At 58.2% G+C, this 17,952-nt stretch carries 13 protein-coding genes and 1 tRNA gene; all 14 read right to left on the bottom strand.

The genetic code is table 11. The features are described 5' to 3' along the window. Positions 1–15: 15 nt before the first annotated feature. Positions 16–1,212 carry an elongation factor Tu gene (gene tuf / locus ACJO2E_RS01550; protein ID WP_406961216.1) on the bottom strand — a complete coding sequence of 399 codons (1,197 nt, stop codon included), beginning with the start codon at positions 1,210–1,212 and terminating at the stop codon, positions 16–18. Between the two features lie 34 nt (positions 1,213–1,246). Continuing rightward, the gene (gene fusA / locus ACJO2E_RS01555) at positions 1,247–3,352 is read right to left on the bottom strand and encodes an elongation factor G (protein WP_406961218.1); all 2,106 of its coding nucleotides are present in this window, start codon (positions 3,350–3,352) and stop codon (positions 1,247–1,249) included. An 18-nt stretch (positions 3,353–3,370) separates the two neighbouring features. Beyond that, positions 3,371–3,841 carry a 30S ribosomal protein S7 gene (rpsG, locus tag ACJO2E_RS01560; RefSeq protein WP_248236459.1) on the bottom strand — a complete coding sequence of 157 codons (471 nt, stop codon included), beginning with the start codon at positions 3,839–3,841 and terminating at the stop codon, positions 3,371–3,373. Positions 3,842–3,952: 111 nt separating this feature from the next. Continuing rightward, positions 3,953–4,327 carry a 30S ribosomal protein S12 gene (gene rpsL / locus ACJO2E_RS01565; RefSeq protein ID WP_189577124.1) on the bottom strand — a complete coding sequence of 125 codons (375 nt, stop codon included), beginning with the start codon at positions 4,325–4,327 and terminating at the stop codon, positions 3,953–3,955. Between the two features lie 168 nt (positions 4,328–4,495). Beyond that, the gene (gene rpoC, locus ACJO2E_RS01570) at positions 4,496–8,710 is read right to left on the bottom strand and encodes a DNA-directed RNA polymerase subunit beta' (RefSeq protein ID WP_406961221.1); all 4,215 of its coding nucleotides are present in this window, start codon (positions 8,708–8,710) and stop codon (positions 4,496–4,498) included. 77 nt (positions 8,711–8,787) lie between these two features. Continuing rightward, positions 8,788–12,864, bottom strand: coding sequence for a DNA-directed RNA polymerase subunit beta (gene rpoB / locus ACJO2E_RS01575; protein ID WP_406961223.1), 4,077 nt, complete (start codon positions 12,862–12,864; stop codon positions 8,788–8,790). A 245-nt stretch (positions 12,865–13,109) separates the two neighbouring features. Beyond that, complete coding sequence (gene rplL / locus ACJO2E_RS01580) at positions 13,110–13,487, bottom strand: 50S ribosomal protein L7/L12 (RefSeq protein WP_406961225.1); 378 nt, start codon at positions 13,485–13,487, stop codon at positions 13,110–13,112. Between the two features lie 39 nt (positions 13,488–13,526). Further along, complete coding sequence (gene rplJ, locus ACJO2E_RS01585) at positions 13,527–14,057, bottom strand: 50S ribosomal protein L10 (RefSeq protein WP_406961226.1); 531 nt, start codon at positions 14,055–14,057, stop codon at positions 13,527–13,529. A gap of 364 nt (positions 14,058–14,421) precedes the next feature. Continuing rightward, positions 14,422–15,120, bottom strand: a complete 699-nt coding sequence (gene rplA, locus ACJO2E_RS01590) for a 50S ribosomal protein L1 (RefSeq protein WP_406961228.1) — start codon at positions 15,118–15,120, stop codon at positions 14,422–14,424. A 1-nt stretch (position 15,121) separates the two neighbouring features. Further along, entirely contained in the window at positions 15,122–15,553 is a 432-nt protein-coding gene (rplK, locus tag ACJO2E_RS01595) for a 50S ribosomal protein L11 (RefSeq protein ID WP_328185210.1), read from the bottom strand. 101 nt (positions 15,554–15,654) lie between these two features. Next, positions 15,655–16,188: a transcription termination/antitermination protein NusG gene (nusG, locus tag ACJO2E_RS01600; protein ID WP_328185209.1), complete on the bottom strand. Its 534-nt coding sequence runs from the start codon at positions 16,186–16,188 to the stop codon at positions 15,655–15,657. A gap of 13 nt (positions 16,189–16,201) precedes the next feature. Further along, positions 16,202–16,570, bottom strand: coding sequence for a preprotein translocase subunit SecE (gene secE / locus ACJO2E_RS01605; protein WP_406961230.1), 369 nt, complete (start codon positions 16,568–16,570; stop codon positions 16,202–16,204). A 34-nt stretch (positions 16,571–16,604) separates the two neighbouring features. Further along, positions 16,605–16,680, bottom strand: a tRNA-Trp gene (locus tag ACJO2E_RS01610). A 76-nt stretch (positions 16,681–16,756) separates the two neighbouring features. Beyond that, positions 16,757–17,952 (bottom strand): elongation factor Tu (gene tuf, locus ACJO2E_RS01615; protein WP_406960789.1); only part of this gene is annotated, 1,196 nt, incomplete at its 5' end.

Raw genomic sequence — 17,952 nt, forward strand, 5'->3', positions numbered from 1 at the left:
GATCATCGGAGCGACTTACTCGACGATCTTGGAGACCACGCCGGCACCAACGGTACGGCCACCTTCGCGAATCGCGAAGCGCAGACCATCTTCCATGGCGATCGGAGCGATCAGGGTCACAGACATCTTCACGTTGTCACCCGGCATTACCATCTCTACGCCTTCCGGCAACTCACAGGAGCCAGTCACGTCAGTGGTCCGGAAGTAGAACTGAGGACGATAGCCCTTGAAGAACGGAGTATGACGACCACCCTCGTCCTTGCTCAGTACGTACACTTCGCACTCGAACTTGGTGTGCGGAGTGATGGAACCCGGCACCGCCAGTACCTGACCACGCTCAACGTCGTCACGCTTGGTACCACGCAGCAGCGCACCAATGTTCTCACCAGCACGACCTTCGTCCAGCAGCTTGCGGAACATCTCAACACCGGTAACGGTGGTCTTGACGGTATCCTTGATACCTACAATTTCCACTTCGTCGCCAGTCTTGACAATACCACGCTCAACACGGCCGGTCACAACGGTACCACGACCGGAGATGGAGAAGACGTCCTCGATCGGCATCAGGAACGGCTGATCGATGGCACGCTCCGGCTCCGGCAGGTAGTCGTCCAGGGCTTCTACCAGCTTCTTCACAGCGGTAGTACCCATCTCGTTGTCATCCTTGCCTTCCAGCGCCATCAGCGCGGAACCGGTGATGATCGGAGTGTCGTCACCCGGGAAGTCGTACTGGCTCAGCAGGTCGCGAACTTCCATCTCGACCAGCTCCAGCAGCTCCTCGTCATCCACCATGTCAGCCTTGTTCAGGAAGACCACGATGTAAGGAACGCCAACCTGACGGGACAGCAGGATGTGCTCACGGGTCTGCGGCATGGGGCCGTCAGCCGCGGAACATACCAGGATCGCACCGTCCATCTGCGCCGCACCAGTGATCATGTTCTTCACATAGTCAGCGTGGCCCGGGCAATCTACGTGCGCGTAGTGACGGTTCGGGGAATCATACTCAACGTGAGACGTCGCGATGGTGATACCACGCGCCTTCTCTTCCGGAGCGTTATCGATCTGGTCGAATGCGCTGGCAGAACCTGTACCCCACACTTCGTGACATACGCGAGTCAGTGCCGCCGTCAGAGTGGTCTTGCCATGGTCCACGTGACCAATGGTGCCCACGTTCAGGTGCGGTTTATTACGTTCAAATTTCTCTTTAGACACGGTTACACCTCTTCCTGTTTCTCAAGTCCTGGGATCAACCCTTTTTAATGATCGCTTCGGCAATGTTCGAGGGAGCTTCGGAATATCCGGCAAACTCCATCGCATATGACGCCCGGCCCTGTGTTGCAGAACGCAGGTCGGTGGCGTAACCGAACATCTCCGACAACGGAACTTCTGCACGGATGATCTTGCCCGCGGGGCCTTCATCCATACCCTGGACGACGCCGCGACGACGGTTAAGGTCGCCAACCACATCACCCATGTACTCCTCGGGCGTGACACACTCAACCTTCATGATCGGCTCAAGGATTGCCGGATCGGCTTCCAGGGCACCTTTCTTCATGGCCATGGAACCCGCCACCTTGAACGCCATCTCGTTGGAGTCCACTTCGTGGTAGGAGCCATCGTACAGGGTCGCCTTGATGCGCAGCAGCGGATAACCGGCCAGGCAGCCGTTCTGCATCTGCTCTTCGATACCCTGCTGAACCGCCGGAATGTATTCCTTGGGAACCACACCACCAACGATTTCGTTCACGAAGATAAAGTTCTCGCCATCTTCCTCATCCAGAGGCAGCGGCTCGAGCTTGATCTTGACATGACCGTACTGACCACGACCACCGGACTGACGAACAAACTTGCCTTCGACGTCTACCGGCTTGCGGATACGCTCACGGTAGGCCACCTGGGGCTTACCGATGTTGGCTTCCACTTTGAACTCACGCTTCATACGATCAACGATGATGTCCAGGTGAAGCTCACCCATACCGGAGATGATGGTCTGACCGGATTCCTCATCGGTACGAACGCGGAACGACGGATCTTCCTGGGCCAGCTTGCCAAGGGCAACCCCCATCTTCTCCTGGTCGGCCTTGGACTTCGGCTCCACAGCGACGGAGATAACCGGCTCGGGAAACTCCATGCGCTCCAGGATGATCTTGGCGTTCTCGTCGCACAGGGTGTCACCGGTGGTAACACTTTTCAGACCGATGGCCGCCGCAATATCACCAGCCAGCACTTCCTTGATTTCCTGGCGCTCCTTGGAGTGCATCTGAACCATACGGCCGACGCGCTCTTTCTTCTGCTTCACCGAGTTATAGACGGCGCTACCAGACTCCAGCTTACCGGAGTAGACCCGGAAGAACGTCAGGGTGCCTACGAACGGGTCGGTCGCAATCTTGAACGCCAGCGCAGAGAACGGCGCGTCGTCATCCGCCTCACGAGTTTCCTCAGTGCCGTCTTCGTCGACTTCACCACGGATCGCCTTGACTTCATTCGGAGCCGGCAGGAACTCGATAACGGAGTCCAGCACGGCCTGCACGCCCTTGTTCTTGAAGGCGGAGCCGCAGGTGGCGACAACGATCTCGTTGGCCAGGGTGCGCATGCGCAGACCCTGCTTGATCTCGTCGATGGTCAGGTCGCCTTCCTCAAGGTATTTCTCCATGAGCTCTTCGTTGGCTTCGGCGGCAGCCTCAACCATCTGCTCACGGTACATGGCCACCTCGTCGGCCATTTCCTCGGGAACGTCACGCTGGTCATAGGTTGCACCCGCGTCGTTTTCGTTCCAGTAGATGGCCTTGTTCCGGATCAGGTCGACGATGCCGGCGAACTCGTCCTCTGCCCCAATAGGCAGCTGGATGGGAACGCAGTTTGCGCCCAGACGGTTCTTGATCTGGTCAACCACACGCAGGAAGTTCGCACCGGCACGGTCCATCTTGTTGACGAACACCATGCGCGGAACTTCGTACTTGTTGGCCTGACGCCATACGGTCTCGGACTGGGGCTCAACACCGGAGGAGCCACAGAACACAACCACCGCACCGTCGAGAACCCGCAGCGAACGCTCTACCTCGATGGTGAAGTCAACGTGTCCCGGGGTATCGATGATGTTGATACGATGCTCGTCGTACTGCTTGTCCATGCCCTGCCAGAAACAGGTGGTGGCGGCGGAGGTGATGGTGATACCACGCTCCTGCTCCTGTTCCATCCAGTCCATGGTGGCCGCACCGTCATGCACCTCACCGATCTTGTGGGAGATACCGGTGTAGAACAGTACCCGCTCGGTGGTTGTGGTTTTACCCGCATCCACGTGAGCACAGATACCGATATTTCTGTATCGCTTGATAGGAGTCTTGCGTGCCACTGTATAAACCTCGGCTGATTAGAAACGGAAGTGAGAGAACGCCTTGTTGGCTTCTGCCATGCGGTGAACGTCTTCACGCTTCTTAACAGCGGAGCCCTTGCTGTCAGCGGCGTCCAGGATCTCACCTGCCAGTCGCTGCGCCATGGACTTTTCACCACGCTTCCGTGAGAATTCTACGAGCCAGCGCATCGCCAGCGCGTTTTGACGGGAAGGCCGGACTTCTACGGGCACCTGGTAGGTAGCACCACCCACACGACGGGACTTGACCTCGACCATCGGCTGGATGTTCTCCAGGGCCTTCTCGAACATCTCGATCGGCTCTTCCTTGGATTTCTCGGCAACGATATCGAGAGCGCCGTAAACAATGCGCTCAGCAACAGCTTTCTTGCCACTTTCCATCACATGGTTGATGAACTTGGCCAGCCGTGCACTGCCGAATTTGGGATCCGGGATAATCTCCCGTTTAGCTGCAACTCTTCTTCTAGGCATCGATAAGCCCTTCTTAACATTAAGGTCTTCAGGAACCCCTGAGATAGCACGAAGCTACTCAGCCTTACTCTTATCGTTCGCAGTGACGATAAAAGACACCCATCAGGGACATCAGGACTTGGGTCGTTTAGTACCGTACTTGGAGCGGCCCTGCTTACGGTTCTGTACACCCTGGGTGTCCAGCGTTCCGCGAACAGTGTGATAGCGCACACCCGGAAGGTCTTTAACTCGACCGCCACGGATCAGCACAACACTGTGCTCCTGAAGGTTGTGACCTTCACCACCGATGTATGAGGAAACCTCGTAGCCGTTGGTCAGACGAACACGGCACACTTTACGCAGTGCTGAGTTCGGCTTCTTCGGCGTAGTCGTATATACACGAGTGCATACACCACGACGCTGAGGGCAGGCCTGCAGAGCAGGAACATCACTCTTGGCCACCCGGCGTTTACGAGGCTTACGTACCAACTGGTTGATCGTTGCCATGTAAGCAAACTCCAAAAAAACCATTCCAATGAAACTTACCCCCGCAGAACGGGGGTAAAAATTAAGGGACGCAAGTGTAAGCCCGCGCCCCAGGTCAGTCAAGAAGACTGATTCCTTTTTAACCACCCCGGAATCCGTAGTTCCCGGGGGGTTACAGACCGCCGGGGATCAGTCCTCCCGGTTGAGCTCGGCGCTCAGAGCCTCTACCACGTCTTCCGCGGTGACACCCTGCTCTTCCAGCTCGCGCTTGCGGCGGCGTTCGTTGTGGTAGGCCAGACCGGTACCGGCCGGGATCAAACGACCCACTACCACGTTTTCCTTCAGGCCGCGGAGGAAATCACGCTTCCCGGTAACGGCACCTTCGGTGAGCACCCGGGTGGTCTCCTGGAACGATGCCGCGGAAATGAACGACTCGGTGGCCAGGGAGGCCTTGGTGATACCCAGCAGCTGCCGCTCGCCCCGCGCTGGCTGCTTGTCCGCCGCCACTGCGGCTTCGTTGGCATCCAGGAACTGATGGTATTCCACCTGGTCCCCGGCCAGCAGGTTGGTCTCGCCGGGCTCGGTGATTTCCACCTTGCGCAGCATCTGGCGAACGATAACCTCGATGTGTTTATCGTTGATGACAACGCCCTGCAGACGATACACGTCCTGGATCTCGTTGGTGATGTACTTGGCCAGCTCGACCACACCCAGCAGGCGCAGGATGTCGTGGGGGTTGGACGGGCCATCGGAAATGACCTCACCCTTCTCCACGGTTTCACCCTCGAACACGTTGAGCTGACGCCACTTGGGAATCAGCACCTCGTACGGGTCACCATCCTTCGGTGTAATCACCAGGCGTTTCTTGCCTTTGGTTTCCTTGCCGAAGGACACGGTGCCGGTGATTTCCGCCAGGATGGACGGCTCCTTGGGACGACGGGCCTCGAACAGGTCGGCAACCCGCGGCAGACCGCCGGTGATGTCCCGGGTCTTGGAGCTTTCCTGGGGAATCCGGGCAACCACGTCACCCACTTCCACATCGGCGCCATCGGCCAGGGTCACCAGCGCGTCGGCCGGCAGGAAGTAGTGGGCCGGCGAACCGCCAGGCAAGTCCACTTCCTTACCCTTGGCATCCACCAGTTCGACCGCCGGACGCAGGTCCTTGCCTGCCGCCGGGCGATCCTTGGGATCGATCACCTGGATGGTGGACAGGCCGGTCAGCTCATCGGTCTGGGTCCGGATCGTAATACCCTGATCCATGCCAACGAACTTCGCCTTACCCTTGCCTTCGGCGATGATCGGGTGGGTGTGCGGATCCCACTTGGCCACTACGGCACCGGCTTCCACATGGTCACCGTGCTTAACGGACAGCACCGCACCGTAGGGCAGCTTGTACCACTCACGTTCACGGCCCTGCTCATCGGCTACGGCCAGGGCGGAAGAGCGGGAAACCACTACCAGCGAGCCATCGGTCTTCTCGATGGACTTCATGTTGTGCAGACGGATCTGTCCACCATGCTTGACCTGGATGTTGTCCACGGCGGAGGCCCGGCTGGCGGCACCCCCGATGTGGAAGGTCCGCATGGTCAGCTGGGTACCCGGCTCACCGATGGACTGGGCCGCGATAACACCCACGGCTTCACCCACGTTGACCAGGTGGCCACGGGCCAGGTCACGACCGTAACAATTGGCACACACGCCATGGCGCGCCTCACAGGTAATGGCGGACCGTACCCAGACCTCATCCACACCGGCGCCTTCGATCATCTCGATGGTCTTCTCGTCCAGCAGGGTGCCGGCTTCAACCACCGCATTTTCCTTGTCGGTCGGCGTAAACACATCACGGGCCGTGACGCGGCCCAGGACACGATCGCCCAGGGGCACGACAACGTCGCCACCTTCGATGTGCGGCGTCATCAGCAGGCCTTCCTCGGTACCACAGTCGGCGTCGGTCACCACCAGATCCTGGGACACATCCACCAGACGACGGGTCAGGTAACCGGAGTTCGCGGTCTTCAGGGCGGTATCTGCCAGACCCTTACGGGCACCGTGGGTGGAGATGAAGTACTGCAGTACGTTCAGACCTTCACGGAAGTTCGCGGTAATCGGCGTTTCGATGATGGAGCCATCTGGCTTGGCCATCAGCCCCCGCATGCCGGCGAGCTGACGGATCTGGGCGGGGGAACCCCGGGCACCGGAATCGGCCATCATGTACACGGAGTTGAAGGACTCCTGCATGACCGGCTCACCGTCCTCACCGAAGACCGGCTTACCCTCGGCATCCACCACCTGCTCCTGGGAGAGGCGGTCCATCATGGCCTTGGAGACCTTATCGTTGGCACGGGACCAGATATCGATCACCTTGTTGTACTTCTCGCCCTGGGTCAGCAGGCCCGAGGAGTACTGGGATTCGATTTCCTTCACCTCGTCGGTGGCGGCGTCGACCAGCTCGTACTTCTCCGGGGGAATCTCGAAGTCGTTGAAGCCGATGGAGGTACCTGACACGGTCGCGAAGTGGAAGCCCATGTACATGAGCTGGTCCGCGAAAATGACGGTATCCTTCAGGCCGGCAATCCGGTAACAGGTGTTGATCAGGTTGGAGATCGCCTTCTTGGTCATCGGGCGGTTGACGGTCTCGTAAGACAGGCCATCCGGCACGATATCAAACAATAGCGCCCGACCCACCACGGTATCCACGATAACGTGCTCGGTCTTCAGCTCCTCGTTCTCGTCGTAGGTGACTTCCTTGACGCGAACCTTGATCTTCGCCTGCAGGTCAACCGCACCCGCGCCGTAGGCACGATGTACTTCCTTTACGTCGGCGAAAACACGATCTTCCCCAACGGCGCTCTTGCGCTCACGGGTCATGTAGTACAGACCCAGAACCACGTCCTGGGACGGCACGATGATGGGCTCGCCGTTGGCCGGAGACAGTACGTTGTTGGTGGACATCATCAACGCACGGGCTTCAAGCTGGGCTTCCAGGGTCAGCGGCACATGGACCGCCATCTGGTCACCGTCAAAGTCGGCGTTGTAGGCCGCACACACCAGCGGGTGCAGCTGGATCGCCTTGCCTTCGATGAGCACCGGCTCGAATGCCTGGATACCCAGACGGTGCAGGGTCGGCGCCCGGTTCAGCAGGATCGGGTGCTCACGGATAACCTCGTCGAGGATATCCCAGACCACGCCCTCTTCCCGCTCCACCATCTTCTTGGCCGCCTTGATGGTTGTAGCCAGGCCGCGGTGCTCCAGCTTGGAGAAGATGAACGGCTTGAACAGCTCCAGGGCCATCTTCTTGGGCAGACCACACTGATGCAGGCGCAGGTAGGGACCAACCACGATCACGGAACGGCCCGAGTAGTCCACGCGCTTACCCAGCAGGTTCTGACGGAAGCGACCCTGCTTACCCTTGATCATGTCAGCCAGGGACTTCAGCGGCCGCTTGTTGGTGCCGGTGATGGCACGGCCACGACGGCCGTTGTCCAGCAGGGCATCCACCGCTTCCTGCAGCATGCGCTTCTCGTTGCGCACGATGATGTCCGGGGCGTTCAGCTCCAGCAGGCGCTTGAGGCGGTTGTTCCGGTTGATCACACGACGGTAGAGGTCGTTGAGATCAGAGGTGGCAAAGCGGCCACCGTCCAGCGGTACCAGCGGACGCAGATCCGGCGGCAGCACCGGCAGCACGGTCATGACCATGTCGCCGGGGCGGTTGCCGGAGTACAGGAAGGCTTCCAGGATCTTCAGTCGCTTGGTGAACTTCTTGATCTTGGTCTCTGAGTTGGTCTGCGGGATTTCCTCACGCAGCTGGTCCACCTCGGCCTGCAGGTCGATGTCTTCCAGCAGCATCTTGACCGCTTCGGCACCCATGCGGGCATCGAACTCATCACCGAACTCTTCCAGGGCCTCGTAGTACTGCTCGTCGTTCAGCAACTGGCCACGCTCGAGGGTGGTCATGCCCGGGTCGATCACGATGAACGACTCGAAGTACAGGACACGCTCGATGTCACGCAGGGTCATGTCCAGCATCATACCGATGCGGGACGGCAGTGACTTGAGGAACCAGATGTGAGCCACCGGGCTCGCCAGTTCGATATGGCCCATGCGCTCACGACGAACGCTGGCCAGGGCAACCTCGACACCACACTTTTCACAGATGACGCCACGGTGTTTGAGACGCTTGTACTTGCCGCACAGGCACTCGTAGTCCTTGATCGGACCAAAGATCTTGGCGCAGAACAGGCCGTCACGCTCGGGCTTGAAGGTCCGATAGTTGATGGTCTCGGGCTTCTTTACTTCCCCGAAGGACCAGGAACGGATCATGTCAGGCGACGCCAGGCCAATACGGATGGCGTCAAATTCCTTGCTCTGGTTCTGGCTCTTGAGAAGATTCAGCAAATCTTTCATCAGTAACAGCTCCGGATGGCGTTAATCTCGGGCGGGCACCGAGGGTGCCCGCTCACGCTGCCAAAAAACGATTCGGCTTACTCGGATTCCAGCTCGATGTCGATACCCAGCGAGCGGATCTCCTTGACAAGAACGTTGAAGGACTCAGGCATACCCGGCTCCATCCGGTGGTCTCCATCCACAATGTTCTTGTACATCTTGGTACGGCCATTCACGTCGTCAGACTTGACGGTGAGCATTTCCTGCAGTGTGTAGGCCGCGCCGTAGGCTTCCAGCGCCCAGACTTCCATCTCACCGAACCGCTGGCCACCGAACTGCGCCTTACCACCCAGCGGCTGCTGGGTAACCAGGCTGTAGGAGCCGGTGGACCGTGCGTGCATCTTGTCGTCGATCAGGTGGTTCAGCTTCAGCATGTACATGTAGCCAACCGTCACCGGACGATCAAACTCGTCGCCGGTGCGGCCATCGTACAGCTTGACCTGACCACTGGTATCCATGTCAGCCAGCTCAAGCATGTGCTTCACTTCAGCTTCCTTGGCACCATCGAAGACCGCGGTCGCCATCGGGACACCGCCCCGCAGGTTGCCGGCAAGCGCAATCATCTCGTCGTCACTGAGGCTGTCCAGATCCACACTGGGCACGGCCTCGCTGTGATTGTAGATCTTGCCCAGCAGTTCCCGGACCTCAGCCACCTTGCGCTGCTGCTCCAGCATGTCGTTGATCTTGCGACCAAGACCCTTGGCAGCGGCACCCAGATGGGTTTCCAGGACCTGACCGACGTTCATCCGCGACGGTACACCCAGCGGGTTCAGCACCACGTCAACCGGATTGCCGTCTTCGTCGTAGGGCATGTCCTCTACTGGCATGACAGCGGAGATAACACCCTTGTTCCCGTGACGACCGGCCATCTTGTCACCGGGCTGCACACGACGCTTGATTGCCAGGTAAACCTTGACGATCTTGAGCACACCCGGCGCCAGGTCATCGCCCTGCTGCAGCTTGCGCTTCTTGTCGTCGAACCGTTCCTCGTGTTCCTTCTTGCGGTCCTCCAGGCTCTGCTCGGACTTCTCCAGCAGCTCGTTGAGCGCTTCGTCCTTCATCCGCAGCTTGAACCACTGGTCCCGTTCCAGACCTTCCAGGTATTCCTGATCCAGTACCGCGCCTTTCTTCAGGCCCGGACCACTGATCACTTCCTGGCCGTTCAGGGCGTAAGTCAGACGCTCGAAGGTGGCACCTTCCACAATCCGGTACTCGTCCTTCAGGTCCTTGCGGTACTGGTTGAGCTGATCCTGTTCGATGGACAGGGCCCGCTCGTCCTTCTCGATGCCATCACGGGTGAACACCTGGACATCGATAACGGTACCGCGGGTACCGGCGGAAACCCGTGAGGAGGTGTCCTTCACATCGGACGCCTTCTCACCAAAGATCGCCCTCAGCAGCTTCTCTTCCGGGGTCAGTTGGGTCTCGCCCTTCGGCGTCACCTTGCCAACCAGGATGTCACCGGGGCCAACTTCCGCACCAATGTACACAATGCCGGACTCGTCCAGCTTGGCCAGGGCACTCTCACCCACGTTGGGAATATCCGCGGTGATTTCCTCGCTGCCCAGCTTGGTATCACGGGCGACACAGGTCAGTTCCTGGATATGGATACTGGTGAAGCGATCCTCCTGCACCACCTTCTCGGAGATCAGGATGGAGTCCTCGAAGTTGTAGCCGTTCCAGGGCATGAACGCGATGCGCATGTTCTGCCCCAGCGCCAGCTCACCCAGGTCCACGGACGGGCCATCGGCCAGTACGTCGCCCCGGGCCACCACATCACCCTGCTTCACGATAGAGCGCTGATTGATGCAGGTGTTCTGGTTGGAACGGGTGTACTTGGTGAGATTGTAGATATCCACACCCGCATCACCGGCCTCGGTCTCGTCATCCGCAACACGGACCACTATACGGGCAGCATCCACGTCCTCAATCACACCACCGCGACGGGCGGTCACACAGACACCGGAGTCCTGCGCCACAATGCGCTCCAGACCCGTACCTACCAGCGGCTTGTCGGCACGCAGGGTGGGAACAGCCTGACGCTGCATGTTGGAACCCATCAGGGCCCGGTTGGCGTCGTCATGCTCGAGGAACGGGATCAGGGAGGCCGCCACCGACACCACCTGGCGCGGGGAAACGTCCATGAAATTCACGTTCTCCGGCGGAGTAACGGTGAATTCGTTCTGGTGACGCACGGTAACCAGCTCATCCGCCAGGCGGCCTTCGTCGGTCAGAGCCGAACTGGCCTGGGCGATGATGAAATTACTTTCTTCAATGGCGGACAGATAGACAATCTCGTCTGTTACCTGGCCATCGATAACCTTCCGGTACGGACTCTCAAGGAAGCCGTAGGAGTTGGTCCGGGCATAGGTCGCCAGCGAGTTGATCAGGCCGATGTTCGGACCTTCCGGCGTCTCGATGGGACAGACACGACCGTAGTGGGTCGGATGTACGTCCCGAACCTCAAAGCCGGCACGCTCACGGGTCAGACCACCGGGACCAAGGGCCGATACACGGCGCTTGTGGGTCACCTCGGACAGCGGGTTGTTCTGGTCCATGAACTGGGACAGCTGGCTGGAACCGAAGAACTCCTTCACCGCCGCGGCAACCGGCTTGGCATTGATCAGGTCCTGGGGCATCAGGCCTTCGCTTTCCGCCAGGCTCAGACGCTCACGGACCGCCCGCTCGACGCGAACCAGGCCAACCCGGAACTGGTTCTCAGCCATCTCGCCAACACAGCGGATCCGGCGGTTACCCAGGTTATCGATGTCGTCGACATTGCCGTTACCGTTACGGATATCGATCAGCGTCCTGAGAACATCGATGATATCGTCGTTGGTCAGGGTGCCTTCGCCAGTGCTCTCTTCACGGCCCAGGCGACGGTTCAGCTTCATCCGGCCTACAGCGGACAGGTCGTAACGCTCTTCGGAGAAGAACAGGTTGTTGAACAGGTTCTCCGCAGACTCCTTGGTGGGCGGCTCGCCCGGACGCATCATCCGGTAGATTTCCACCAGGGCTTCAAGCTGGGTACGGGTCGGATCGATCCGGATGGTATCGGACATGAACGGACCGCAGTCGAGATCGTTGGTGTACAGGGTCTCGACCTCGGTGATGCCAGCACCCAGGATTTTCTCCATCACCTCTTCGGTGATTTCGGTGTTGCACTCCACCAGGACTTCACCGGTCTTGGTGTCCACCATATCATTGGCGATGACCCGACCGTGGAGGTAGGAGGTGGGCACTTCCAGCTCGGTAATGCCGGATTTTTCCAGCTGACGGATATGCCGGGCGGTCACACGGCGACCTTCCTCGACGATGACGGAACCGTCCTTGTCCTTGATATCGAAGGTAGCAATATCACCACGCAGGCGGCTCGGCACCAGCTCCAGGCGCGAAGTCTCCTCCGCCACGGTGAACTTACTGGTGTCGAAGAACATCTCGAGCATTTGCTCGGAGGTGTAGCCCAGGGCACGCAGCAGGATGCTGGCAGGCAGCTTCCGGCGGCGATCGATCCGGACAAACACGGAATCCTTGGGATCGAATTCAAAGTCCAGCCAGGAACCACGGTAAGGAATCACCCGGGCGGAATAGAGCAGCTTCCCGGAGGAGTGGGTCTTGCCCTTGTCGTGATCAAAGAACACACCGGGAGAACGGTGAAGCTGGGACACAATGACCCGCTCGGTACCATTGACCACAAAGGTGCCGTTCTCCGTCATCAGGGGCATTTCGCCCATGTAGACTTCCTGTTCCTTGATGTCCTTGATGGCCTTGTTGGACGATTCACGGTCGTAGATTATCAGGCGAACTTTCACGCGCAGAGGTGCAGCATAGGTCACGCCCCGCAGCTGACATTCCTTGACGTCGAACACCGGATCGCCGATACGGTAGCTCACGTACTCAAGCGCCGCGTTGCCAGAGTAACTGACAATCGGGAATACGGATTTGAAGGCTGCGTGCAGACCAGTTTCCTGGCGTGCATCAGCGTCGGCTTCCATTTGCAGGAAGTCCCGGTAAGAATCGAGCTGGATAGCCAGCAAGTAGGGGACATCCATCACGGAAGGCAATTTACTGAAATCTTTGCGAATCCGCTTTTTCTCAGTGTAGGAGTAAGTCATCTGCATTCCCCAGCGTTAGACCTGATACCTGGTATCAAGAAGCAACCATTTACCTGCTTCGGGGCCGAGTTGCTCGGCATACTGCGCCGTCTTGAACAAGACTCTGGCTGTAGGTGACGGAGGCAGACTACTCACTATAGCAACTGCATCCATCTCTATAGCATATATACAACAGAAAAAGGCCGGTGGCCTGGAGCCACCAGCCTATCCATGCCTACTGCACGGAACCGATCAAGAGTCGGCGATTACTTGAGCTCAACAGAAGCGCCTGCTTCCTCAAGCTTCTTCTTGGCTTCTTCTGCGTCGTCCTTGGAAGCAGCTTCCTTGATGGTGGACGGAGCGGAGTCAACCATTTCCTTCGCTTCCTTCAGACCCAGACCGGTCAGCTCGCGAACGGCCTTGATGACGTTCACTTTCTTCTCGCCCGGGCCGGTCAGAACAACGTCGAACTCGGTCTGCTCTTCAGCAGCGGCGGCTTCGCCACCAGCAGCAGCCGGTGCAGCGGCAACGGCAGCAGCAGCGGATACGTTGAACTTTTCTTCCATTGCTTCTACGAGCTCAACAACTTCCATTACGCTCATTTCAGCGATTGCATTCAGAATATCGTCTTTAGACAGAGCCATGACTTTCTCCAAAAAAAGTAAAAATGGTTTTCAACAGAATCAAGCAGCGTCTTGCTTCTGGTCTCGGACTGCAGCTACTACGCGGGTAACTCTGCCCGGAACATCGTTCAGAGTGCGTACAAGCTTGGTAACCGGTGCCTGTGTGACAATAGCCAGCTGGGTAAGCGCTTCGTGAAGCGTCGGCAGCGTGGCAAGACGGTCGAGTTGTTCCGCGCCCATCAGCTCACCGCCGAAGGCCAGACCCTTGATCTCGAACGCGTCATTCCCTTTGGCAAAATCCTTCAGCAGACGCGCAGCGGCGCCCGGATCTTCCATAGAGAATGCCAGGATGGTAGGGCCAACCAGGGCTTCGTCAATGCACTCGAACTCGGTGCCGCGAATGGCAATCTTGGTCAGGTTGTTACGAACAACCTTCAGACGCACATTTTCGGCCCGGGCCTTGGCACGAAGCGCCGTCATGTCACCAGCAGTGACACCACGGTAGTCAGCCATAACCACAGACAGAGCAGTACCAGCAGTCTCGTTGACTTCAGCGACGATCGCCTTCTTGTCTTCGAGTCTAATTGCCACTGGATTTCTCCTCGATTTCGCCGGAAGGTTTCCGGCAAACCCATCGTTGCCCTAAAACACCGCTATGACCTGCTGCGCTCGGCCATTCGTCGCTGGAGAGACCTTCGAAATGCTCATGTACTGATCGTACACTCTGCTTTCTCAGTCCTCTCCGCCTAGACTGTCCGTCGCTCGCGACGGTCATAACGTCGTTTATGTGGGCGCCTAACGGTGTTTGGGTTCAGAGAACGTCTTCACACCGTCTGCGCAGGCGTTGCTTTAACCCTTATGGCCCTTGTGCCCCGAAGGGCGAGGGCCGCGGGGGCCTGCGGTCTTTGACAGCCTTGGCTTCCGCCTAGACTACAAAGGTTCTGCCAACCAGGGGTCAGATGTTCAGTGAACCCTGGTCAACAGTGAGGCCAGGACCCATCGTCGAGGACAGGGATACCTTCTTCAGATATACGCCCTTGGACGATGCAGGCTTGGCCTTTTTCAGGTCTGCGATCAGTGCTTCAAGGTTTTCCTTGATAGCCTGGGCAGTGAATTCAACATTCCCCATCGGGGCATGGATGATGCCGTTCTTGTCGGTGCGGTAGCGAACCTGACCGGCCTTGGCATTCTTGACCGCGGTTTCCACATCCGGCGTCACGGTGCCAACCTTCGGGTTCGGCATCAGGCCACGCGGACCCAGGATCTGACCCAACTGACCAACGACACGCATCGCGTCCGGAGTGGCGATAACCACGTCGAAATCCATGTTGCCTTTCTTGACCTCGTCAGCCAGGTCATCCATACCCACGATGTCAGCACCGGCTTCTTTGGCCTTGTCGGCATTGGCGCCCTGGGTAAAGACGGCGACACGTACGGTCTTGCCGGTACCGTTGGGCAGAACGGTGCTGCTGCGAACCACCTGGTCGGATTTACGTGCATCAACGCCCAGGTTTACGGAAACGTCGATGGATTCCTTGAATTTGACGGAACTGCCCAGTTCAACCAGCAGTGATACGGCTTCATCAACGGTGTATGCGCGGTTGGAATCAACCTTTTCGCGAATCAGCTTCTGACGCTTGCTCAGCTTAGCCATCTTACAGACCCTCCACGTTCAGGCCCATGCTACGGGCAGTACCAGCAATGGTGCGGACGGCCGCATCCATGTCAGCAGCGGTCAGGTCAGGCTCTTTGGTCTTGACGATCTCTTCCAGCTGCTCGCGGGTCACGGTGCCTACCTTGTCGGTGTTCGGACGACCGGATCCACTCTTGATACCGGCCGCTTTTTTCAGCAGAACCGGTGCCGGCGGGGTCTTGGTGATAAAGGTGAAGCTGCGGTCACTGTAGACGGTGATCACGACCGGAGTCGGCAGACCCGGCTCAATGTTCTGGGTCTCGGCATTGAACGCCTTGCAGAACTCCATGATATTGACACCGTGCTGACCCAACGCCGGGCCAACGGGGGGACTCGGGTTGGCCTGACCGGCAGCAACCTGAAGCTTGATATACGCTTCGATCTTCTTAGCCATGATGGTTCTCCTATGGGTGCGAACGCCTTTCGGCTCCCCGGTTTTCAGACACAAAAAGCCCGCTTCACCAGTGTGAGCGAGCCTTTCGTTTCAGCGATGGCTCAGTCCTTCTCGACCTGGCCAAATTCCAACTCGACCGGAGTGGAACGACCAAAGATCAGCACTGCCACCTTGACACGACTCTTGTCGTAATCGACTTCTTCCACAACGCCATTGAAATCGGCGAAGGGGCCTTCGATGACCCGGACAATCTCGCCGGGCTCGAACAATGTTTTCGGCTTGGGCTGGTCCACGCCACTTTCAACGCGACGCAGGATGGCCTCGGCCTCTTTCTCGGTAATCGGAGCGGGCTTGTCTTTGGTGCCGCCAATAAAACCAAGAACGCGTGGGGTATCCTTAACAAGATGCCACGTCGCGTCATCCATTTCCATCTGGACAAGCACGTACCCGGGATAGAACTTGCGCTCACTCTTGCGCTTCTTCCCGTCACGCATTTCAACGACTTCCTCGGTCGGAACCAGGACATCGCCGAAGCGGTCTTCCATGCCATTCAGCGCAATACGCTCCTTGAGCGTACGCATGACATGCTTCTCAAAGCCGGAATACGCCTGAACCACAAACCAGTGCTTAGCCATTGCCTGCCCCTGCCTATCCGATGAAACCCTGAACCAGGAAACCGATGAAGGAGTCCATACCCCACAGGATGAGCGCCACCACCAGCACAAACACAACGACGATGGCCGTGGTCTGAATCAACTCGGGGCGGGTAGGCCAAACAACCTTGCGGATTTCAACCCTGGCCTCCTTCAACAGGGTCGCGAAACGACGCCCGCGTTCGGTCTGGAGCGCCACAAAAGCGGCAACCAGAGCCAGAGCCACCAACCCAAGCACTCGATAGAGCACTGATTCGGCACTGAAATACTGATTACCGACAACACCTACGGCAATCAAAACGAAAACAACCAGCCACTTGATAACATCAAAGCGGCTGGTCGACTGTTGGGCTTTTGACTCCATAGGAATCAGCTTATGTATCCAGACGTTTTATAAATGGCAGGCCAGGAGGGAATCGAACCCCCAACCTGCGGTTTTGGAGACCGCTGCTCTGCCAATTGAGCTACTGGCCTGCACCGAAACCTTTTTACCGGTGCGACAAAAGGACTGCACAAGGCAGCCCTCCTGCTTTCAGATCATCGGAGCGACTTACTCGACGATCTTGGAGACCACGCCGGCACCAACGGTACGGCCACCTTCGCGAATCGCGAAGCGCAGACCATCTTCCATGGCGATCGGAGCGATCAGGGTCACAGACATCTTCACGTTGTCACCCGGCATTACCATCTCTACGCCTTCCGGCAACTCACAGGAGCCAGTCACGTCAGTGGTCCGGAAGTAGAACTGAGGACGATAGCCCTTGAAGAACGGAGTATGACGACCACCCTCGTCCTTGCTCAGTACGTACACTTCGCACTCGAACTTGGTGTGCGGAGTGATGGAACCCGGCACCGCCAGTACCTGACCACGCTCAACGTCGTCACGCTTGGTACCACGCAGCAGCGCACCAATGTTCTCACCAGCACGACCTTCGTCCAGCAGCTTGCGGAACATCTCAACACCGGTAACGGTGGTCTTGACGGTATCCTTGATACCTACAATTTCCACTTCGTCGCCAGTCTTGACAATACCACGCTCAACACGGCCGGTCACAACGGTACCACGACCGGAGATGGAGAAGACGTCCTCGATCGGCATCAGGAACGGCTGATCGATGGCACGCTCCGGCTCCGGCAGGTAGTCGTCCAGGGCTTCTACCAGCTTCTTCACAGCGGTAGTACCCATCTCGTTGTCATCCTTGCCTTCCAGCGCCATCAGCGCGGAACCGGTGATGATCGGAGTGTCGTCACCCGGGAAGTCGTACTGGCTCAGCAGGTCGCGAACTTCCATCTCGACCAGCTCCAGCAGCTCCTCGTCATCCACCATGTCAGCCTTGTTCAGGAAGACCACGATGTAAGGAACGCCAACCTGACGGGACAGCAGGATGTGCTCACGGGTCTGCGGCATGGGGCCGTCAGCCGCGGAACATACCAGGATCGCACCGTCCATCTGCGCCGCACCAGTGATCATGTTCTTCACATAGTCAGCGTGGCCCGGGCAATCTACGTGCGCGTAGTGACGGTTCGGGGAATCATACTCAACGTGAGACGTCGCGATGGTGATACCACGCGCCTTCTCTTCCGGAGCGTTATCGATCTGGTCGAATGCGCTGGCAGAACCTGTACCCCACACTTCGTGACATACGCGAGTCAGTGCCGCCGTCAGAGTGGTCTTGCCATGGTCCACGTGACCAATGGTGCCCACGTTCAGGTGCGGTTTATTACGTTCAAATTTCTCTTTAGACA

This window comes from Marinobacter shunpengi, assembly GCF_045449695.1.
Classification (GTDB): Bacteria; Pseudomonadota; Gammaproteobacteria; order Pseudomonadales; family Oleiphilaceae; genus Marinobacter.

What these genes read in the sequence shown, in the direction of transcription:
- secE (WP_406961230.1), bottom strand. Translation starts at nt 16,570, where the DNA reads ATGGAGTCAAAAGCCCAACAGTCGACCAGCCGCTTTGATGTTATCAAG.
- rplA (WP_406961228.1), bottom strand. Translation starts at nt 15,120, where the DNA reads ATGGCTAAGCTGAGCAAGCGTCAGAAGCTGATTCGCGAAAAGGTTGAT.
- rpoC (WP_406961221.1), bottom strand. Translation starts at nt 8,710, where the DNA reads ATGAAAGATTTGCTGAATCTTCTCAAGAGCCAGAACCAGAGCAAGGAA.
- rplK (WP_328185210.1), bottom strand. Translation starts at nt 15,553, where the DNA reads ATGGCTAAGAAGATCGAAGCGTATATCAAGCTTCAGGTTGCTGCCGGT.
- nusG (WP_328185209.1), bottom strand. Translation starts at nt 16,188, where the DNA reads ATGGCTAAGCACTGGTTTGTGGTTCAGGCGTATTCCGGCTTTGAGAAG.
- rpoB (WP_406961223.1), bottom strand. Translation starts at nt 12,864, where the DNA reads ATGACTTACTCCTACACTGAGAAAAAGCGGATTCGCAAAGATTTCAGT.
- rpsG (WP_248236459.1), bottom strand. Translation starts at nt 3,841, where the DNA reads ATGCCTAGAAGAAGAGTTGCAGCTAAACGGGAGATTATCCCGGATCCC.
- rplL (WP_406961225.1), bottom strand. Translation starts at nt 13,487, where the DNA reads ATGGCTCTGTCTAAAGACGATATTCTGAATGCAATCGCTGAAATGAGC.
- rpsL (WP_189577124.1), bottom strand. Translation starts at nt 4,327, where the DNA reads ATGGCAACGATCAACCAGTTGGTACGTAAGCCTCGTAAACGCCGGGTG.